The 19026-nt window shown below is 48.4% G+C and carries 18 protein-coding genes and 2 pseudogenes; 17 read left to right on the plus strand and 3 right to left on the minus strand.

From position 1 onward, the window contains the following. From AC1WIP_RS01540 to AC1WIP_RS01615, 16 genes are all read left to right on the plus strand, one after another. The coding region (locus AC1WIP_RS01540) for a hypothetical protein (RefSeq protein WP_481140158.1) at positions 1 to 316 on the plus strand (316 nt) is incomplete at its 5' end. 26 nt (positions 317 to 342) lie between these two features. Further along, positions 343 to 654, plus strand: coding sequence for a hypothetical protein (locus tag AC1WIP_RS01545; RefSeq protein WP_318702451.1), 312 nt, complete (start codon positions 343 to 345; stop codon positions 652 to 654). Positions 655 to 669: 15 nt separating this feature from the next. Next, on the plus strand, positions 670 to 1368 hold the full coding sequence (locus AC1WIP_RS01550; RefSeq protein ID WP_481140159.1) for a DUF6115 domain-containing protein: 699 nt from the start codon (positions 670 to 672) through the stop codon (positions 1366 to 1368). 57 nt (positions 1369 to 1425) lie between these two features. Then, on the plus strand, positions 1426 to 1920 hold the full coding sequence (locus AC1WIP_RS01555; RefSeq protein ID WP_481140160.1) for a hypothetical protein: 495 nt from the start codon (positions 1426 to 1428) through the stop codon (positions 1918 to 1920). Between the two features lie 182 nt (positions 1921 to 2102). After that, positions 2103 to 2888: a 30S ribosomal protein S2 gene (gene rpsB, locus AC1WIP_RS01560; RefSeq protein ID WP_318702448.1), complete on the plus strand. Its 786-nt coding sequence runs from the start codon at positions 2103 to 2105 to the stop codon at positions 2886 to 2888. 48 nt (positions 2889 to 2936) lie between these two features. Beyond that, positions 2937 to 3875 carry a translation elongation factor Ts gene (tsf, locus tag AC1WIP_RS01565; protein ID WP_481140161.1) on the plus strand — a complete coding sequence of 313 codons (939 nt, stop codon included), beginning with the start codon at positions 2937 to 2939 and terminating at the stop codon, positions 3873 to 3875. A 198-nt stretch (positions 3876 to 4073) separates the two neighbouring features. Next, entirely contained in the window at positions 4074 to 5342 is a 1269-nt protein-coding gene (locus tag AC1WIP_RS01570; RefSeq protein WP_481140162.1) for a methyl-accepting chemotaxis protein, read from the plus strand. 44 nt (positions 5343 to 5386) lie between these two features. Beyond that, positions 5387 to 6166, plus strand: a complete 780-nt coding sequence (locus AC1WIP_RS01575; protein ID WP_481140163.1) for a heparan-alpha-glucosaminide N-acetyltransferase — start codon at positions 5387 to 5389, stop codon at positions 6164 to 6166. Between the two features lie 259 nt (positions 6167 to 6425). Next, complete coding sequence (locus AC1WIP_RS01580) at positions 6426 to 7199, plus strand: PHP domain-containing protein (protein ID WP_481140164.1); 774 nt, start codon at positions 6426 to 6428, stop codon at positions 7197 to 7199. A gap of 143 nt (positions 7200 to 7342) precedes the next feature. Continuing rightward, positions 7343 to 9478 (plus strand): ABC transporter substrate-binding protein, encoded by a 2136-nt coding sequence (locus AC1WIP_RS01585; RefSeq protein ID WP_481140165.1) that lies wholly within the window; start codon positions 7343 to 7345, stop codon positions 9476 to 9478. Between the two features lie 57 nt (positions 9479 to 9535). Beyond that, positions 9536 to 9685: a hypothetical protein gene (locus AC1WIP_RS01590; protein WP_481140166.1), complete on the plus strand. Its 150-nt coding sequence runs from the start codon at positions 9536 to 9538 to the stop codon at positions 9683 to 9685. A gap of 10 nt (positions 9686 to 9695) precedes the next feature. After that, positions 9696 to 10598 (plus strand): carbohydrate ABC transporter permease, encoded by a 903-nt coding sequence (locus AC1WIP_RS01595; protein ID WP_481140167.1) that lies wholly within the window; start codon positions 9696 to 9698, stop codon positions 10596 to 10598. Then, on the plus strand, positions 10595 to 11554 hold the full coding sequence (locus AC1WIP_RS01600) for a carbohydrate ABC transporter permease (protein ID WP_481140168.1): 960 nt from the start codon (positions 10595 to 10597) through the stop codon (positions 11552 to 11554). Before AC1WIP_RS01595 ends, AC1WIP_RS01600 begins: the two co-directional genes overlap by 4 nt. A 24-nt stretch (positions 11555 to 11578) precedes the next feature. After that, positions 11579 to 13243, plus strand: a complete 1665-nt coding sequence (locus tag AC1WIP_RS01605) for an efflux RND transporter periplasmic adaptor subunit (protein WP_481140169.1) — start codon at positions 11579 to 11581, stop codon at positions 13241 to 13243. A 10-nt stretch (positions 13244 to 13253) separates the two neighbouring features. Beyond that, positions 13254 to 14348 carry an ABC transporter permease gene (locus tag AC1WIP_RS01610; protein WP_481140170.1) on the plus strand — a complete coding sequence of 365 codons (1095 nt, stop codon included), beginning with the start codon at positions 13254 to 13256 and terminating at the stop codon, positions 14346 to 14348. Then, a complete protein-coding gene (locus AC1WIP_RS01615; RefSeq protein WP_481140171.1) occupies positions 14345 to 16885 on the plus strand; it encodes an extracellular solute-binding protein in 2541 nt (846 codons plus the stop codon). The genes AC1WIP_RS01610 and AC1WIP_RS01615 overlap by 4 nt, the downstream gene beginning before the upstream one ends. A gap of 112 nt (positions 16886 to 16997) precedes the next feature. Here AC1WIP_RS01615 and AC1WIP_RS01620 read toward each other — a convergent pair whose 3' ends face one another. Next, on the minus strand, positions 16998 to 17435 hold the full coding sequence (locus AC1WIP_RS01620) for a M48 family metallopeptidase (RefSeq protein ID WP_318702434.1): 438 nt from the start codon (positions 17433 to 17435) through the stop codon (positions 16998 to 17000). Positions 17436 to 17560: 125 nt separating this feature from the next. Between AC1WIP_RS01620 and AC1WIP_RS01625 the strand changes: the two genes are divergently transcribed. Continuing rightward, on the plus strand, positions 17561 to 18229 hold the full coding sequence (locus AC1WIP_RS01625; protein WP_481140172.1) for a thiamine diphosphokinase: 669 nt from the start codon (positions 17561 to 17563) through the stop codon (positions 18227 to 18229). On the opposite strand, the pseudogene AC1WIP_RS01630 reads toward AC1WIP_RS01625, so the two are convergent. Beyond that, positions 18205 to 18661 (minus strand): annotated as a pseudogene (locus AC1WIP_RS01630) (ATP-binding cassette domain-containing protein); the annotation flags it as partial. The gene AC1WIP_RS01625 and the pseudogene AC1WIP_RS01630 sit on opposite strands and share 25 nt — an antisense overlap. 162 nt (positions 18662 to 18823) lie before the next feature. Then, a pseudogene (locus AC1WIP_RS01635) lies at positions 18824 to 18976 on the minus strand (ABC transporter transmembrane domain-containing protein); the annotation flags it as partial. Positions 18977 to 19026: the final 50 nt, after the last annotated feature.

The following is a 19026-nucleotide window of genomic DNA, read 5'->3' on the forward strand; positions in this document are numbered from 1 at the left end:
CACCCAGCCGGTGCTGATTAACTTTGGAGAAAAACGTGCCAAGGGAGTACGGTTTACTCCGGATCAGCTCAAATATGTGAAGGATGCGGCGCAGCTGATAGAGACCAAGAAGGAAGAGCTGGCCCGGAAAAACAGGGAGATGAACGAGCTTCATACGCTTCTTGTGGGGCAGCGCAAGGCAGCAGTGGTGGTGCAGGGCAATGCTTATCCGGGTACGACAATCATTATTGGCGATGTTTCCATGGTTCTGCAGAGCAACTATCAATATTGCAGATTTGAAAAGGTGGAAGGCGATGTAAAAATGCTTCCTATGTAGGAGCTTACAGAAAAAGGAGGAGCACTATGGCGTTTGGCTCCATTGAAATAACAACAATCACCAGAGCGCAGGATTATACAGCCATCAAGCAAAACGAAGACAATAAGCCTTTGGTGAACCAGACCAATATTGGGCAGCAGATACAGAAGGATACACAGCAGAGGGCTAGGGAGGTTCGAAGCTCCGATAATTCCGACTGGCAGAATAAGAAGTTTGACGCCAGAGAAAAGGGAAGCGGAGAATACTATGGAGACGGTGGAAGAAACCGTCAAAAAAAGGAAAAGAAACCGGACGGCATGAAGGAAAATGGGTATCGGGGATTTGACATAAAAATTTAAGGGACGGACTGCACAATGAGCGCAATGGAAATATTTCTGCTGATTACAGGCGGAATCATTTTTATAGTGAGTTTTCTTCTTCCGGCGGGCAGAGAGGATACGTCGGAGGAAAATAAGGCCCTTGTGAGAGAAGAGATCAGGGGCTTTGTTGCCGATGAAATGGAAAATATAAAGAACCAGGTGGATGATGTGGCAGAGGAAACTGTGGGATATGCCATGGAGAAAACGAAACGGTCCCTGGAGAGAATTTCCAATGAAAAAATCATGGCGGTAAACGAGTATTCTGATACCGTGCTGGAGGAGATTCATAAAAACCATCAGGAGGTACTGTTCCTGTATGATATGCTCAATGACAAGCATAAGCATCTGAAAGATGCGGTTTCAGAGATAAACCGGACAATGAAGGAGGCCGAGGAAACCAGAAGAAGGGCTCAGGCAGTGGTGGATTCCCTGCAGAGTCTGGCGCCGGAGGAAACAAAAGCCGGTGAGAAGGGCCCTGATTTGGAAAATACTCCGGAGGGCGGACAGCCTGAGGAAAGGAAAGGAACCGGCACAGACATCAGCCCTTTCCAGGAGGACGAAAGGGGAGCCAACAGTAATGACAGAATTTTAGAGCTTTACAGAGCGGGCTGGTCAAAGGTTGCAATCGCTAAGGAGCTGGGGCTTGGCGTAGGAGAGGTGAAGCTGGTGGTTGATTTATATAAAAATATGTAGAAGTGCATAATGGCTGCAGAACAGCCCTGCACTACGGAGTTGAGAATTAAGATGAGGTTGAAATATTATTTGCGGGGATTGGGGATCGGAATGGTGGCTGCCGCAGTGCTGATGGGGGCCGCCTCAGGAAGGGGGCAGACGCTCAGTGATGCGCAGATCAGGGAACGTGCGGCAGAGCTTGGGATGGTGGAAAGCACCCCGGCCGTCTTGTCTGATCTGGAAACGTCCCAGTCAGAAACGCTGCCGGAGGCAGGACAGGAATCCCAGGAAACCATGGAGGAGCCGCCGGGGACGCAGGCGCAGCAGCCAGAGGAGACAGAGGCACTGCAGCCGGAGACCGCGCCGGAAGTGTCTGTGACCATACAGTCGGGCGACAGCTCGGTGACGGTGAGCAGAATGCTGGCCGAGGCGGGGCTTATAGAGGACGCAGAGGCTTTCGACAGGTATCTTTGCGACAACGGCTATTCCAAATCTCTTCGGATTGGCACTTATCAGATAGAACCGGGAACCGGGGAGGAAGAAATTGCGGAAATTATCACCGGAAAACAGTAAAACCCCTTGCAACAGGGGTTTTCTTATGCTATAATGCCACTGTTGTGACGAAAAAACACGCGTTTCGATTTGGCATCGGTGTTCTCCCACAGAAGAATAGATGTCAGAGCTAACCGGGCTTTAGTAACGCCGGCCCGGCAGAAAAGAAACTGCGGAAGAAAAAACCAAATGGAGGTAAAAAAATGAGCGTTATTTCTATGAAACAATTACTTGAAGCAGGTGTTCATTTCGGACATCAGACGAGAAGATGGAACCCTAAGATGGCTCCCTACATCTTCACAGAGAGAAACGGCATCCACATTATTGACCTGCAGAAATCCGTAGGCAAGGTGGACGAGGCTTATAAGGCTGTTTCCGAGATTGTGGCACAGGGCGGAACCATTTTATTTGTGGGAACCAAGAAGCAGGCCCAGGATGCTGTTAAGACAGAGGCAGAGCGCTGCGGAATGTATTATGTAAATGAAAGATGGCTGGGTGGTATGCTGACCAACTTTAAGACCATCAGATCCCGTATCGACAGGCTGCATGCCATTGAGACCATGTCCGAGGACGGAACCTTTGATGTTCTGCCTAAGAAGGAAGTTATCGCTTTGAAGAAGGAATGGGAAAAGCTGGAGAAGAATCTGGGCGGCATTAAGAATATGACCAGAATCCCGGATGCAATCTTTGTGGTAGATCCCAAGAAGGAGAGAATCTGTGTGCAGGAAGCGCATTCACTGGGCATTACCCTGATCGGAATCGGTGATACCAACTGCGATCCCGAGGAGCTGGATTACATTATTCCCGGAAATGACGACGCAATCAGAGCAGTGAAGCTGATTGTTTCCAAGATGGCTGACGCCGTGATCGAGGCAAATCAGGGAGAAGCGGTTTATACACAGGAAGATGTGGCAGAGGGCGAAGCAGAGGATATCGAAGAGGTAGCGGCCGCAGAAGAAGAGGAAGCAGTTTCTCAGGACGCGGAATAATTTTGATGTTGCAGAGAAAAACTTTTAGGGAAAGATAAGGTGAAGAATATGGCAGAGATTACTGCAGCTATGGTAAAAGCGCTGCGCGAGCAGACAGGCGCAGGCATGATGGATTGCAAAAAGGCGCTGAGTGAGACAAATGGAAATATGGAAGAGGCTGTGGAGGTTCTGAGAAAGAACGGACAGGCTAAGGCAGTGAAAAAGGAAGGCAGAATTGCAGCGGAAGGTATCTGCCGCATTGCTTCTAAGGGTGACACCGTGGCAGCGGTTGTGGAAGTGAATTCCGAGACTGATTTCGTGGCAAAGAACGAGCAGTTCCAGCAGTTTGTAGAGGCTGTTGCAAGGCAGGCTGTAGAATCGGATGCAGTAGATATGGATGCGTTCCTTGCAGAAAAGTGGAACGAGGATGCTTCTAAGACTGTGCAGGATGCGTTGGTTGAGAAGATTGCTGTGATCGGTGAGAAGCTCAGCATCAGAAGATTTGAGAGAGTGGAAGCTGCAAATGGCTGCGTGGTATCCTACGTGCACGGCGGCGGAAGGATTGGCGTGATTGTTGAGGCCCAGACCAATGTGGTAAACGATGCTGTGAAGGAGGCTATGACCAATGTAGCTATGCAGGTTGCAGCCCTTTCTCCCAAATACGTTGCCACCAGCGATGTGTCAGAAGAGTACAAGGCACATGAGAAGGAGATCATCGCGGCACAGATCGCACAGGATCCTAAGATGGCAGGAAAGCCTGAAAAGGTGATTGAGGGTGCAATCAACGGACGCTTGAATAAGGAATTAAAGGAAGTATGTCTGCTGGAGCAGGTTTATGTGAAGGCCGAGGACGGAAAGCAGACGGTTGCACAGTATATTGCGCAGGTTGCAAAGGAAAACAATGCGGAATTGAGCGTGAAGAGATTTGTGCGTTTTGAGACCGGCGAAGGCTTGGAGAAGAAGAATGAGGACTTTGCGGCAGAGGTAGCTGCACAGATGGGAATGTAAGCGTTTGCCGCGTGCGCGGCAGATGTATAAAAAGAGCCTTGAACACGAGCTTTTTCGTGGATCAGGCTCTTTTTACGTAGCTGGTACTAAAATACTAAAAAAAGCATAAAATGATTGCAAAAGCCTTTGTCAAGTGGTATTCTATCAGTATGGGTTTTGGCAAAACGATTACGTGCAGCAGCGTGAAAGGAGAAAGATATGAATAAGATTGAAGCACTTTTAAGAAACCGACCTATCAAGAAGAAAATTCGTGTTGCTTTTTCCTGTATCATTGTGATTTTTTTAATCAGCATATTGATATCAGTTTTTCGGTTTATAGTCGATAGAGATTTCTTGTCAGCATTACTGGTTTTGGTAATTGCAGCTATCGGTGTGGCCGCTACAATAGTGATTGGGATAAGCCTGCAGAATTTGATTGTGGAACCGGTGCACGAATTGAAAGATGCAGCTGAAAAAATATCCAAGGGTGATTTTGACCTGGGAACCCCCTGGGAGTCGGAGGATGAGCTGGGAGAGCTTTCCAGAAGCTTTGGGAGAACAGCCAGCACCTTGAAGCTTGTGATTGGAGATTTAAATTACATAGTGTCAGGATTTGCCGAGGGTAATTTTAACGTGCGAAGCAAATGTCCTGAGGCGTATGCCGGAGAGCTGGGTTCTGTGCGCCAGGAGCTGATTAAGATGGTCAAGGCTATCAGCGAGCTGCTGGATGGCATGCAGGCTTCTGCAGATCAGGTGGCGGCAGGCTCCTCACAGCTGGCTGTCAGCGCACAGGATATTGCCGAGGGTGCTACGGAACAGGCGGCTGCTGTGGAAGAGCTGGTTGCTACGGTGAACGAGGTTACCAATCAGGTAATGGAGAACACAAAGTCCACTGACATTGCCCATGATAAGGCGAAGGTGGTAGGTGCAGAGGCTGAAAACAGCAAGGCCAAGATGAAGGAGCTGACCCAGGCTATGGATAAGATCAGCAGCACATCCCAGCAGATCGAGAAGGTGATTGCAGATATTGAAGGAATCGCATCCCAGACCAATCTTCTTTCACTGAACGCATCTATTGAGGCGGCAAGAGCCGGAGAGGCTGGAAGAGGTTTCGCGGTTGTGGCAGATGAGATCCGTAAGCTTGCGGAGGAAAGTGCAGCTTCCGCAGTGGAGTCCAGAAAAATGATAGACGCCTCCATGGCTGAGGTGGCCGCAGGAAGCAGGATCACTCAGGAAACGGCGGATGCATTGAATAAGGTGATTGAAGAGCTGGATCATATTATTTTGCAGGTTGCCAATATCCGGGCGGCATCGGATCGTCAGGCTGTCTCCGTCAAGGAAATTGAAAAGGGCGTGGAGCAGATTAACGATGTAATTCAGTCCAATTCGGCTGCTTCTCAGGAGACTTCTGCAACCAGTGAGGAGCTGTCTGCGTCTGCAACTACACTGGATGAAATGATGAAACGTTTTCAACTGCGTCAGGATTGACAAAAGCGCACATGGGATTGATAAAGAATTGACAAAGGGTTAAGATGGACGAGAAAGAGCAAAGCCGGATTTCCCGCCGCTATGATTACCTGGATACTTTGAGAGGACTTGCGTTAATCAGCATGATTCTCTATCATGGGGTGTGGGACCTGGTTTACATGGGAAATGTGGATTGGGAATGGTTTCGTTCCGATGCCGCATTTATATGGCAGCAGAGTATATGCTGGACCTTTATTCTGCTGTCAGGTTTTTGCTGGATGATGGGAAAGCACCGTTTAAAGCGCGGATTGATCGTGCTGGGAGCAGGCCTGCTTACCTCCCTCGTAACCTGGAGCTTCACCTATAATGAGAGAGTTACCTTTGGGATTCTCACATTTTTGGGGGCCGCAATGCTGGTCATGATTCCTCTGGAAAAGGTGTTTAGAAAAATTCCGGCAGAGGCGGGATGTGTGTTCAGCTTTGCGTTTTTCCTGATGACAAGGGGAATAAATGATGAATATCTAGGGTTTGGCCTGGCAGAAATCATAAGGCTTCCTCATGGGTGGTATCAAAAGGGACTGCTTATGACATTTCTTGGCTTTCCAGACGAAGCCTTTTATTCGGCGGATTACTTTTCTGTGTTTCCCTGGATTTTCTTGTTTGTAACAGGTTATTTCTTATATCGGATTGCACGGAATAGAAATCTTTTGGATAAAATGGCGGATGTGCTGCCCAGGCTGCCGCTTTCGGCACTTGGGAGACATTCTCTTTTGATTTATCTGCTGCATCAGCCAGTGATGTATCTGGTGTTTGTGCTTCTCGGGATTATAAAGGTTTCTGGCTGAAGAAAAGCATGAGAGCAGATACGGCCCAGGATAACCGACAGTTAGAAGGACGGCAGTTTTGTCCTTCTTTTTTTATGTTCAGATAATGGGTTTAAAAGAATTACAGATATATTTTACAGGTATTTAACACAGAAAAAGGGATATGATGAACAATGACAAAAGTTACATGTCATACAGTGAAAAATGTGTCAAAATTTAACATTGTATATCCAGCTGCGTTTTGATATACTGAATGAGGTTCAGGAAAAAGGAGGTTGCCATGCGTTTTGATATGCACTGCCATACCAAGGAAGGGTCCATGGATGGCAAGGTGCCCATAGCAGAATTTATTTCTCTTCTGATAGACAGAGGCTATGACGGTATGCTTGTCAGTGATCATAATTCCTATAAGGGTTACAGAGAGTGGAAGCGGAATCTAAAAGACAAAAAATTTTCAGATTTTGTAGTTTTAAAGGGAATTGAATATGATACCATCGATGCAGGACACATACTTGTGATTATGCCGGAGAATGTGAATTTAAAGATTTTGGAGCTGAGAGGGCTTCCTGTGCATCTGCTGATTGATATTGTGCATAAAAATGGAGGTATTTTAGGACCCGCCCATCCTTGTGGGGAAAAATATCTGAGCATCACCAATACCCGCAAGCATAAAAGCCAGCTGGCGGTGATGGACAGGTTTGATTTTGTGGAGGGTTTTAATGCTTGTGAGACTGTCCAGAGCAACCGCAGCGCTTCCGCCATTGCGGAGCAGTTTGAGAAGCCCCAGTTTGGGGGCAGCGATGCGCATAAGGCAGATTGTGTGGGATTAGCCTATACGGATTTTCCGGTTCCGATACGTTGTGAATCCGACCTGATCCAATGTGTGCTTGAGAAAAATCAGATTACCTGCGGAGGCAGTTACTATAAGGGAACCACAAAGGAAAGGATAGGGAAGGCAAACAGTATTCTTGTGCAGTCATTTTGGTTTTATAACCGTCTGGGAAGTCTGTGGCGTCACCGCCAAAGAGTAATGGAAATGCACAAGCTGGTATAAAAGAATTGGAAAAAAAAGGACGAGAAAGCGACGGGTTGTAATCATTTCGTCGCTTTTCTTCATAAATTCTTAAGATGCTTTTTTGTATGGTGCAGTGTATAATGTTTTTATTAAAACAATTGTTTTTTGAAAAGAGGGAAAGTATGATAAAAACACAAAACGTGGAAAAGGAAAACCGGAAAAAATGCAGGATAGCTCCCAAACGGGGACTGCTGTCTGCGCTGATTGCCGTGGCTGCGGCTGCGCTTACCGCCTGCGGCGGCAGAGAGGAGACGGTTTCAGTAGAGGAAACTCCGGAGTATGTGTATGTGCCGGAATACATAGAGCTCAGCAGTGACAGCTATTCCAATTTTTATGATGTGCAGATTACCCAAGATGCCATCTATTATGTGCGCAATACCTATGACGAGACGGCCATGACCTCGGTTACGGAAATCTGCCGGTATACACCGGGAACGGACACAGAGCCGGAGGCACTTCCTGTCTCTGTCAGGGAAAACACAAACATTAACGGCTTTACAGTGGATGGAGCGGGCAATGTCTATCTGTGTCTTTACGATTATTCGGGAGAGGAGCTGGATGCAGATGGGTTTCCCATCAGCAAAACGTTTCTGGCTCAATATGACGCTCAGGGAAATTTGGTTTATGAGCAGGAGATCACAGACCTTTTAAATGAGGATGCGGACAACAACTATGTAAACGGCATCATTTCCGATGATGAGGGAAATCTCTATCTTTGCTCTTCCTATCTGGTTCGTCTCTTTGACGGCCAGGGTACTTATCAGGGGGAGGTATCCACCGGGGAGAACTGGATCAACAGCATGGGAAAGGGCAGGGACGGCAAGATTTATGTAAGCTATTATGACAGCACCTCCGCCGATGGAGGAATGGTGATTGCGGATATTGATTTTGCTGCCAGAAAGCTGGGGGAGGCCAGGGAAAACTTTCCAAGCGGAAACGGAGGAAACATTCTTTCTGCTGGTGCGGAGAAGGATTTTCTGATCAACGATGGAACAAAGCTGTCGGAATATGATTTGTCCTCCCAGACCAGTGAGGAGATTTTGGACTGGCTGGACAGCGATATCAACGGACAGTATGTAAATAGTGTGGGCGCTTTGTCGGATGGCCGGATCGTGGCGATTGTAAACGACTGGAACACAGGGGAGACGGAGATTGCATTACTGACAAAGACCAAAAGCTCTGAGCTGGTGCAGAAGGAGCAGATCACCATCGGCACCCTTTACACCAATCAAAACCTCCAGGCTGCGGCGGTAGATTTTAACAAGAGCAGTGAGCAGTACCGGGTGAATATCAAAACCTATATCGATACGAACAACTGGACGGAAACCAGCTATCAGGACGGCATTACCAGCTTGAATAATGATATTACCTCCGGCTCAAACTGCCCGGATATTCTGGACTTGTCCCAGCTGAATGTGGAGCAGCTTGCCACAAAGGGTGTGTTTGAGGATCTGATGCCCTATCTGGAGGAAAGCAGCGTGCTGGACAAGGATGATTTTATGGAAAATATTCTGGAAAGCTTCCAGTATGACGGTGTTCTGGTGGCAATTCCCAGTACCTTTTCTCTCAGCACGGTAATCGGCAAGACCTCTGATGTAGGAGAGGAAATGGGATGGACGCTGGATGAGCTGATCGCATATGCGGATGCCCATGAGGGAGCGGAGCTCTTTGACGGGGCCTCCAAGAGCAGCATTTTGTATTACTGTCTTACCTATAATATGGATTCCTTCGTGGACTGGAGCACAGGGGAGTGTAAATTTGACACACCGGAGTTTAAAAGCCTTCTGGAATTTGTAAACAGATTTCCCGATGTCTATGACTGGGAGTCGGATACCAGGTCCCAGCCGGCAAAGATACAGGACGGGGATGTGCTTTTGGCAATGGCAGGCATTTACGATCTGAACGGCATCCAGGAATATGCCGCAATGTTTGGCGAACCGGTGACCTGCATCGGCTATCCCACCCTGGACGGAAGTGCGGGCTGTATTCTGAATGTAAGCGATATTTACGGTATCGCATCAAAATCCGATAATAAGGACGGCGCATGGGCCTTTATTGAGCATTATCTGGCAGAGCAGGACGGGGACAATATTTTCTCCTGGGGACTTCCCACCCGCCAGTCCAAGTTCGACGAAATGATAGCGGAGGCTACCAAGGTAGAATATGTATTAGATGAAAATGGCGAGCCTATGCTGGATGAAAACGGCGAAACTATTATTGCAGGAGGAATGTCGAGCGTTTCCTATGGGGACTGGTAATATACCTATCACACGCCTACTGAGGAGGAGGTAGCCCTTCTGCGGGAATTGGTTTCTGTGGCAAAGCCTTCGCCTGCGGGCAATGATGAGATAAATACGATTATTTCCGAGGAGGCAGAGGCTTTTTATCAGGGACAGAAATCTGTGGACGATGTGGCAAAGGTAATTCAAAGCCGTGCACAGATTTATGTAAGCGAGAACAGCTAGGAGTGCAGCAGTGAGAAAGTATCAGTCGTTAAAGCATAAAAAGTCAACAAAACAGACACGCAGGATTAAGATAAGCTCGGGGCTTTACATAGCCCCCAGCTTTCTTGGCGTCCTTGTGTTTTTTGTGATTCCTTTTCTGGTGGTGATTTATTATTCTTTGGTGGATAATCCCATCAGCGGTAATTTTGTGTTTTTGGATAATTTCAAAAGTATTGTGCGCAACGCTGCTTTCCGTCAGGCGGTGAAAAATACATTTACCTTTTCGGCGGTGTCGGTTCCTCTTGCGGTGATACTGTCCCTTTTGCTGGCCATTGTACTGGAATCAAAAATGCCTTTCAGGACCCAGTTCCGCACCTTTTTCCTGAGCCCCCTGATGGTACCCGTGGCCTCCATTGTGCTGATCTGGCAGGTGCTTTTTCATTACAATGGCGCTGTGAATGATATTCTGGCTGTGTTTGGAGCAAGCAAGATAGACTGGCTGAAATCGGACTATGCCCTGGTGGTGGTAGTGCTTTTGTTCCTCTGGAAAAACCTTGGCTATAATATGATTTTGTTCATGGCGGCCCTGGCAAGCATTCCCAAGGATATTCTGGAGGTGGCAAGGCTGGAGAGCGCAACGCCTCTTCAGACCTTTTTTTACATAAAGGTGCGCTATCTTTCATCCACCATGCTGTTTGTGACCATTATGTCGTTGATTAATTCCTTTAAGGTGTTCCGGGAAATCTACCTTTTGACGGATGATTATCCCTACGACACCATTTATATGCTGCAGCATTTTATGAATAATAAGTTTAAATCTCTGGATTATCAGACGCTGTCGGCTGCAGCCATACTGATGGCCATAGTCATGGTGGTCATCATCAGCATCTTGTTTCTGGCGGAGAACAGATTCGGAAAGGATGTGGAAGGATGAGCGGGAAGCGTACGCCTATGCGGACTGCAGGCAGAAATCCAGGCGTCGGCAGGCGCAGCACTTATAAGCACAGGAAATTCTGGAGTGTATTCAGGATAGCCATTGCCACGCTCATTGCCGCGGGCTTTGCCATATTGTTTCTCATGCCCATTATACTGACAATCACCAATTCCTTCATGTCGGCCTCAGAGATATCTGCCAATTACGGTTCGGTATTTGCAACCAGCGAAAGCGGAGGAAAGGTATATATTTCTGAGAAGGTCAACCTGAAGTTTATACCGGACATGGTGTCCTTCAGCCAGTATATAACGGTGCTTTTCAAGAGTCCGGATTATCTTTTGAAATTCTGGAATTCCGTGATTTTAGTGGGCCCTATTGTAGTATTTCAGTTGTTGGTGGCCTCTCTGGCCTCCTATGGCTTTGCCAGGTATTCCGGGAAGCTCAGGCAGATTGTATTTTTTTCTTACATCATATTGATGCTGATGCCCTATCAGGTGACGCTGGTGCCAAACTATCTTGTTTCAGACTGGCTGAACATACTGGATACCTACTGGGCGATCTGGCTGCCGGGGATTTTCTCTCCCTTTGCGGTTTATCTTCTCACCAAGTTTATGAAGCGGATTCCCCACTCGGTGGTGGAGGCCGCCCAGATAGACGGGGCGGGGGAGTGGCAGATTTACAGGCGGATCTGTATGCCTCTGTGCAAGGGAGCGCTCTGTTCGGCGGCAATCTTGGTTTTTATAGACTATTGGAATATGGTGGAGCAGCCCTTGATTTTGTTGACAGACACGGAAACCCATCCCCTATCCGTGTTTTTGAGTAAAATCAACAAAGGTGAAATCGGCCTGGCGTTTGCGGTGGCCACAATTTATATGGTGCCAAGCCTCTTAGTGTTTTTGTATGGAGAGGAATATCTGGTAGATGGCATCACCTACCAGGGCGGTATCAAGGGATAAAGGCGTAAAGAGAGGAAGCGGAGAATGAACGAAAAAGGAAGCAAAAGAAGAGAGTGGGTGAAAACAGCAGCGATTATTTTTCTTTCCGTGCTGCTGGTGCTCACCTTTTTCTCCAATACAATTATGAATTATTCCCTGCCGGAGGTTGCGGCTCAGTATGTGCAGTCGGGAACCATCACCGCTAAAATCCGGGGAACCGGCGTGGTGGAGAGCGGGGATCCCTACAACGTGATGGTCAATGAGACCAGGAAGGTGGCAAGCGTTGCCGTAAAGGCCGGGGACACCGTGCAGAAGGGCGATGTGCTTGTGTATCTTGAGGATCAGGAGAGCGATGAGCTCAAGGCCGCGCAGGATGCCCTGGAGACAGCTCGGGACAATGTGGAGACGGCTCAGAATGCTTACTATGCAGCGCTACTTTCTGCAGACATCAACACAGAGGTGCTGCAGTCGGTGGGAGAATCCTCTGTGAGCGGGTATCTGCAGAGGATTGTGGATGCACATACAGCTGTGGAGCAGGCGCAGAAAGAGGTGGATGACTGGACCCAGAAGGTGAATGCGTTCAAAACACAGATTTCCATAACCCCGGAAAACGATGCGGATGTGTCTGCGGAGACAAAGGCTTTAAACGAGGCAAAAACTGCTAAGGAGAACGCGGATTTTGCCTTGACGGAGGCGCAGAACCGGTTAAAAGCCATTGAGTCCCAGCTGGAGTATGAGAACAGTGTCAGTGACGGCAATGCTGGATCGATTGGAAATATAGAGGAGCTTACCAGGCAGAGAAATCAGGCCCAGTTAGCAGTGATCAGTGCACAGACTGCCGCTGACAATGCAAATCTCGTGTATGAGAGAGCACAGAAGGCCCTTGAAAATAAGACGGCCACAGGGGATAATGCCAATGATATTGCAAGCCTGCAGAATCAGCAGGCCAAGGCCCAGGCGGAGCTTGATGCCGCAACAAACAGATTGACGGAAAAAACCAATGTGCTTGGAGAAATGAGCCAGGCGCTGAATCTGGATACCCAGTATGACGCCATTGTGAAAGCACAGGAGGAGGTTGCAAAGGCCGAAGAGGAGCTTGCGGAGCAGATGGAGAAATCCATAGGCACCACGGTGACTGCAGATGTGGCAGGAACTGTTACCTCCATCAATGTGACGGCAGGCGAAAGCACCAGCGCGGCCAATCCGGTGGCGGTGCTGCAGCCCGAAGGCAAGGGCTTTTCCATGAGCTTTTCCGTAACCAACGAGCAGGCCACTCGTCTGGCGGTGGGAGATAAGGCGGAGCTTGTAAATGCCTGGAGGTACGAGGATGTGGAGGTGACCCTTTCCAGCATCAGGCCGGATACCACGGATCCCGGGCAGAAGAAATTATTGACCTTTGACGTGACAGGCAGCGTTACTGCAGGACAGACCTTGAACATATCGGTGGGGCAAAAGAGTGCAAATTATGATATGATTGTGCCAAACAGCGCCATTAGAGAGGATAACAACGGTAAATTTATTTTAATTGTGGAAACCAAGAGCAGTCCTTTGGGCAACCGCTATTACGCAACCCGTGTGGATGTGGAAGTGCTTGCCAGCGATGATACACAGTCTGCGGTGAGCGGGGGGCTTTACGGCTCTGAGTTTGTGATAACAACCTCCACTGCACCTGTGGAGGCGGGACAGCTGGTGAGACTTGCTGATAGTTAAGGAGTGGACCATGAAAAAATATGTGCTAAGCATAAGCGCTGCAGTATCCTTCCTGCTTTTCCTGATTTTACTCCTGGCATCCAATCATATGGCGCAGAAGCAGCTTTCCCAGCAGATGGCCGAGCGCTGGAGCGAGGAAAAGAATGTGGCCCAGGTCAGCTGCTTTTTCTCCCCCAATGCGGGTATTACCAAGGATGGCATAGAGGAATTTGAACATTCTATGGATCAGGCTCTTTTGGAGGCGTCCATCACCCAGGAATCGGAAAATCCGGGTGCAAGGCTTTGGGCGGATGCGTACAGCGCAGACGGTCGCATTACCCTTACCACTGACCGGGCTTCTCTGGAAGCAGACGCCATTGGAATTGGCGGTGATTTCTTCTTGTTCCACCCGGAGAAGCTGCTGACAGGCTCCTATTTTTCGGGAAATGATTTGATGCAGGATTACTGTGTGCTTGATGAGGATGCTGCATGGCAGCTGTTTGGCTCAAATGATGTGGCCGGAATGACGGTTTACATTTCGGGAGTCCCTCATATGGTCACGGGCGTAATAGAAAGGCAGGAGGGAAGACTTGCATCTGCCGCGGGGCTTGACAGCACTTTGGTCTATGTGTCCTATGAGACCCTGGAGCTGTATGGGAAAAATAATGGGATCAATCATTATGAAATTGTCATGCCAAATCCTGTGAGCAATTTTGCCTTAAACCATGTGAAGGAAAACATCGGCGTGGAGGAAAAGGAGATGGAGGTGCTGGAAAATACCTCCAGATACTCTCTGGTTTCCAGGTTAAAGCTGCTAATGGCCTTCGGCACCCGTTCCATGAATGGAAAGGCAATTATATATCCTTATTGGGAGAATATTGCAAGAGGCTATGAGGATATAATTGCATTGCTTACAGGCCTGATGTTTTTGTTTCTCCTGTATCCGGTAATTTTACTTCTTGTTGTCTTTATCAGATGGTGGAGGCACAAGGGCTGGACCCTCAGGGATGTGTGGTACCGGTGCAGGGATTGGATGGAGCGCAGGATGGAGCAGGCGCGTGAAAAGCGTAAAACTTTGCGCAGCCAAAGAGGCGTGCCAAAGAGTGAGGAGGAAGATATTTTATGAGAAAGAAATGGTTTCGCAAGGGGATGAGCCTGTGTCTTACCGCAGCCATGGCTCTTGGGCTTACTGCCTGCGGCAGTACGGATAAGGTGAGCGCGGACCCCAGTCTGGCAAAGCAGTATGTGTATTCCTGTCAGGATATCGAGATTCCGCAGATGGGGGACAGCTTTGACATACGAAGCGGTTATTTCAGTGACGGGAAGATATATCTGCTGGCAAATGTGTATAATTGGAACGATACCGGCAGCAGTCAGGAGCTGAAGCTGCTTTCCTTAAATGAGGACGGAACAGGCCTGCAGGAAATAGAGCTGCAGACATCGGCGGCAGGAAGCGGTGCGGCCGGACAGGAGGGAGAAGCGCAGGAGCAGACTCCGGAGGAGTCGGGACAGACGCAGGAAGAAACGGGAGACAATGACCTGACGATACAGCCCAGAGCGGAAGCAGCGCAGGAGGAGGCTGACGCAGAAGCTGGCGTGGAAGCTGAAGAGGAGTCCCAGGAGATTGCGGATGCGCCCATGGTCACGGCAGAGCCCGTCTCTGTCTACGAATACACTGGCTATGCGAATTATATCTTTACCGGGGATGGAATGCTTTACGCAGTGAAAACCTACAGCTATGAGGATTATTCCGACTCGGAAAATGTGGTAAGCAGACAGGAGAATTCCCTTTGCAAGTGGGATATACAGGGTACGCTTCTGGGAGAGTATCCGCTGGAAACCATAGATTATCAGCAGGAGTATGCCTATATCAGCTCTCTGGTGCCTTTGTCGGACGGTGGAATGGGAGTGTTGTATACCGGGGACGGCGTACAGATGAGCACGGTGGATGCACAGGGAAATGTATCTGAGAGAAAGCAGCTGTCCGACAGCACCTCAGTGCTGCAAAACGCCAGCAACTTTATGGTAAAACCGGACGGAGTCATTGTGGTGACCTATTATGATGAAAGCGATTGGTCGAAAATGTACATTGCCACCTATGACCCGAACACGGATACCCTCAGTGAGGGGGTACAGATGCCTGAGAGCTTTTCGACGGGCGGCTACAACAGCATGACAGCAGGAACCACCACAGATTTGATCATTACAACCAATAACGGCGTCTATTCCTACAATATAGGGGATACAGAGCCCACACAAATGATGAGCTTTGTGAACTCGGATATGAATATTTCCAATATGAGCAGTGTGATTGTTCTGGATGATAACAGATTTGTAGGGCTTTATTATGACAGCATCAATTATGACAGCAACGTAGGTATTTTCACAAAGGTGGACCCGGAGGATATTCCTGATAAAAAGGTGCTGGTACTGGCAGCTAATTACATAAATTCGGATGTAAGGCAGAGAGTGGTGGATTTCAATAAGAGCAGCAATCAATACAGGATTGTGCTGAAGGAATATCAATCCTATGCCACTACGGAGGATTACAATGCGGGATATACACAGCTGAACAATGACATTATTTCCGGAAATATGCCGGATATCCTGGTGGTGGATACCAATACTCCTGTTGAAAATTATATTTCCAAGGGCTTGATTGCGGATGTGGGAAGCCTCATTGAATCCGACGAAGAGCTGTCCCAGACAGAATTTATGCAGAATGTTTTTGAGGCCTATTCCATAGATGGCAAGCTGTATCAGGTGATTCCTTATTTTAATGTGCTGACGCTGGCGGGCAAGAAATCCATTGTAGGAGACAGAACCAGCTGGACTATGGCGGAATTTGAGGAGCTGGAGGCAAGCCTGCCGGAGGGCACCGCTATGATCGGAGAGCTGACCAGAAACGGCTTTATGAACATGATGATGCAGTACTGCGGCACGGACTTTGTGGATGTCTCCACCGGCAAGTGTAATTTTGATTCCCAGAATTTTATCGATATGCTTGAGTTTGCAAACAAGCTGCCGGAGAATCTGCCGGATGACTATTATAATGATGATTACTGGAACAACTACGAGTCCCAGTATAGGGAAAACAGAACCGTTTTGATGTATTGCTATATCAGTAGTGTCAGGTCTATGAATTATACGATAAACGGGTCCTTTGGCGAGGAAATCAGCTTTATCGGTTTCCCTACGGAGAGCGGAAACGGCTCCTCCATCGACATTGGGAATTCCTTTGCACTGTCTGCCAGATCGGAAAATCTGGAGGGAGCCTGGGAGTTTGTGCGCTACTATCTGACAGACGAATATCAGGAGACTATTGAATACGGACTGCCTATATCCAGTGATATCTTTACACAGAAGGCCCAGGAGGCTTTGGATAAGCCTTATTATCTGGATGAAAACGGAAACAAGGTGGAGTACAGCGAAACCTTTTATATGAACGGGGAGAACATCGAGCTGGAGCCCATGACCCAGGAACAGATTGACCAGGTGGTGGAATTTATCCGGTCCGTAAATACACGTTCTTATTATAATCAGGATATTTCCAAGATTTTGGAGGAAGAGGTTGAGGCGTACTTTACCGGCCAGAAATCAGCTAAAGAGGTTGCACAGGTGATTCAGAGCCGCGCACAGATTTATGTATCTGAAAACAGATAGAGCTTTTGAGGGCTGGGGCCATGAAGAGGGAATTTTCCTTTCATGGCTCCGGGTCTCTTTTTTTGTAAAACAGTCTGACGGCAGAAAGAAGGGGAGAATTTTGCCGGAGCGCTTATAAAGTTAAGGGGATTCCCCGGCGCAGCAGATAATTTTCAAGTGTGAGCTCATGACCGTGTTCTTTCAGCCAGGTTCGATACTGCTTATAGTCGGGCAGAACACTCTCCACATGCTTCCAGAAATCCCTGGAGTGATTCATATGGGTCAGGTGGCAGAGCTCATGCACTACCACGTAGTCCAGTACCTTGGGCGGCGCAAACAGAAGTCTGTAGTTAAAGGACAGGGTTCCCCGTGAGGAGCAGCTTCCCCAGCGGGTTTTCTGGTCTCGTATGGTAATAGAGGTATAGCTGCCTCCGGTGTAGGGAAGGAAATAAGAAGCTCTTGCCTCAAAAATGGATTTGGCGGCGTTTCGATAGCGTCTTTCCATGGCCTGAAGCCGTTTTTCTTCGGCAGCAGATAACGTTTTTGGGAGATTGGAATATGCAGCTGTCATAAATCTGCCTTTCTGGAATAAATTTCCGACTGCAGACTGCAGACGGCAGCCGGATTTCCCTTATCATACGCCGGTTTTTTGAAAATGTAAATAAGAATGAAGAAAACGAGAGGAGACAGTCTGAGATGTGGAAAGAGGGAAAATGTATTGTGATAGGTGCGGGAGAGCTATCCGTCAGTGAGATTTTGGCAGAGGAGGAGGACTATGTGATTGCGGTGGATGGAGGGTTTTCCTACTGTAATCAGCTCAAACTTAAGCCGGACCTTATCATAGGGGATTTTGATTCTGTCAGTGAAAAAAAGAGAAAGGCTATTGAAAAGCTTAAGGAGCAGATGCCCGACAGAATTATTACTCTTTGTCCCGAAAAAGACGACACAGATATGCTGGCGGCGTTAAAGCATGGTCTTTCTCTAGGTTATACGGATTTTCGCATTTATGCCGGCTGTGGAGGACGTTTGGATCACACCCTGGCAAATCTCCAGTGCCTTTTGTATTTAAAGAATCATAATGCCGCAGGATATCTGGTGGATGGGGACAATATGATCTTGGCCCTGCAGAATGAAACAGTGGAATTTAAGGGGAACATGGAAGGCGTTTTGTCGCTGTTTTCCATGGGAAAGGAGGCAAAGGGCGTGACCCTGAGAGGAATGAAATATCCTCTTGCGGATTACACCATGCGCAATGACTTTCCCATCGGAATCAGCAACGAATTTACCGGACAGCCGGCCTCCGTCAGTGTAAGGGACGGAGAATTGCTCTGTATTTTTTCCTACAAGGGAAATTGTGCCATATAAAGGCGGTAATAGGCTCCCTTTTTGGCAAGCAGCTCCTTTGCTGTACCCTCCTCCAGGATGCCGCCCTGATCGATGACAAAGATTCTGTCCGCCTTATGAATGGTGGAAAGCCTGTGGGCAGCCACAAAGGAAGTGCGCCCTTTTAAAAGGGTATCAATTCCCTGTTGAACCAAAAGCTCGGTCTTGGTGTCGATGCTGGAGGTGGCCTCGTCCAAAATCAGGATACGGGTCATGGACAGAAAGGTTCTGGCAAATGCCAAAAGCTGCCTCTGGCCTACGCTCAGCCCTCCGCCTCGTTCGCTTAACTGCGTGTCGCAGCCCCTTTTCCAGCCTCTCGATAAAGCCTCCCGCCATGGCGGCAAGAGAGGCTTCCTTTACCTGTTCCAGGTCAAGGAGTTCCTGCTTTCCCAGACATACATTGTCCTGAATGGTGACGGCTCCCTGAATCTGAGGAAGCACCACAGGGGAGTCCGCCTCCCTTATGCCGGGAGTCTCGGCATATATCTTTTTCAGCTTCCGGCTGGAGGCTGTGGGAATCGCGGCAAGCCTTGGGTCAAGCCTGTACATACAGACAAGCACCATGGCGGTGTGAATGATCACTTCTATGACGAGCATGCCGGCAAAGGTCAGTCCGTCCCAGATGCGGTCAATGTCATCCTTTACCCGGGCCATCAGCTCTCCGGTATTGTTTTTGTCGTAAAAATCGGCGGACAGTCCCTGAAGATGGCAGAACAGGTCTCTGCGCATAAAGGAGCTGATTTTTGAGCCGATGGTGTCAAACAGGTATTCCTTTATGT

This window comes from Acetatifactor sp. (genome assembly GCF_982438285.1).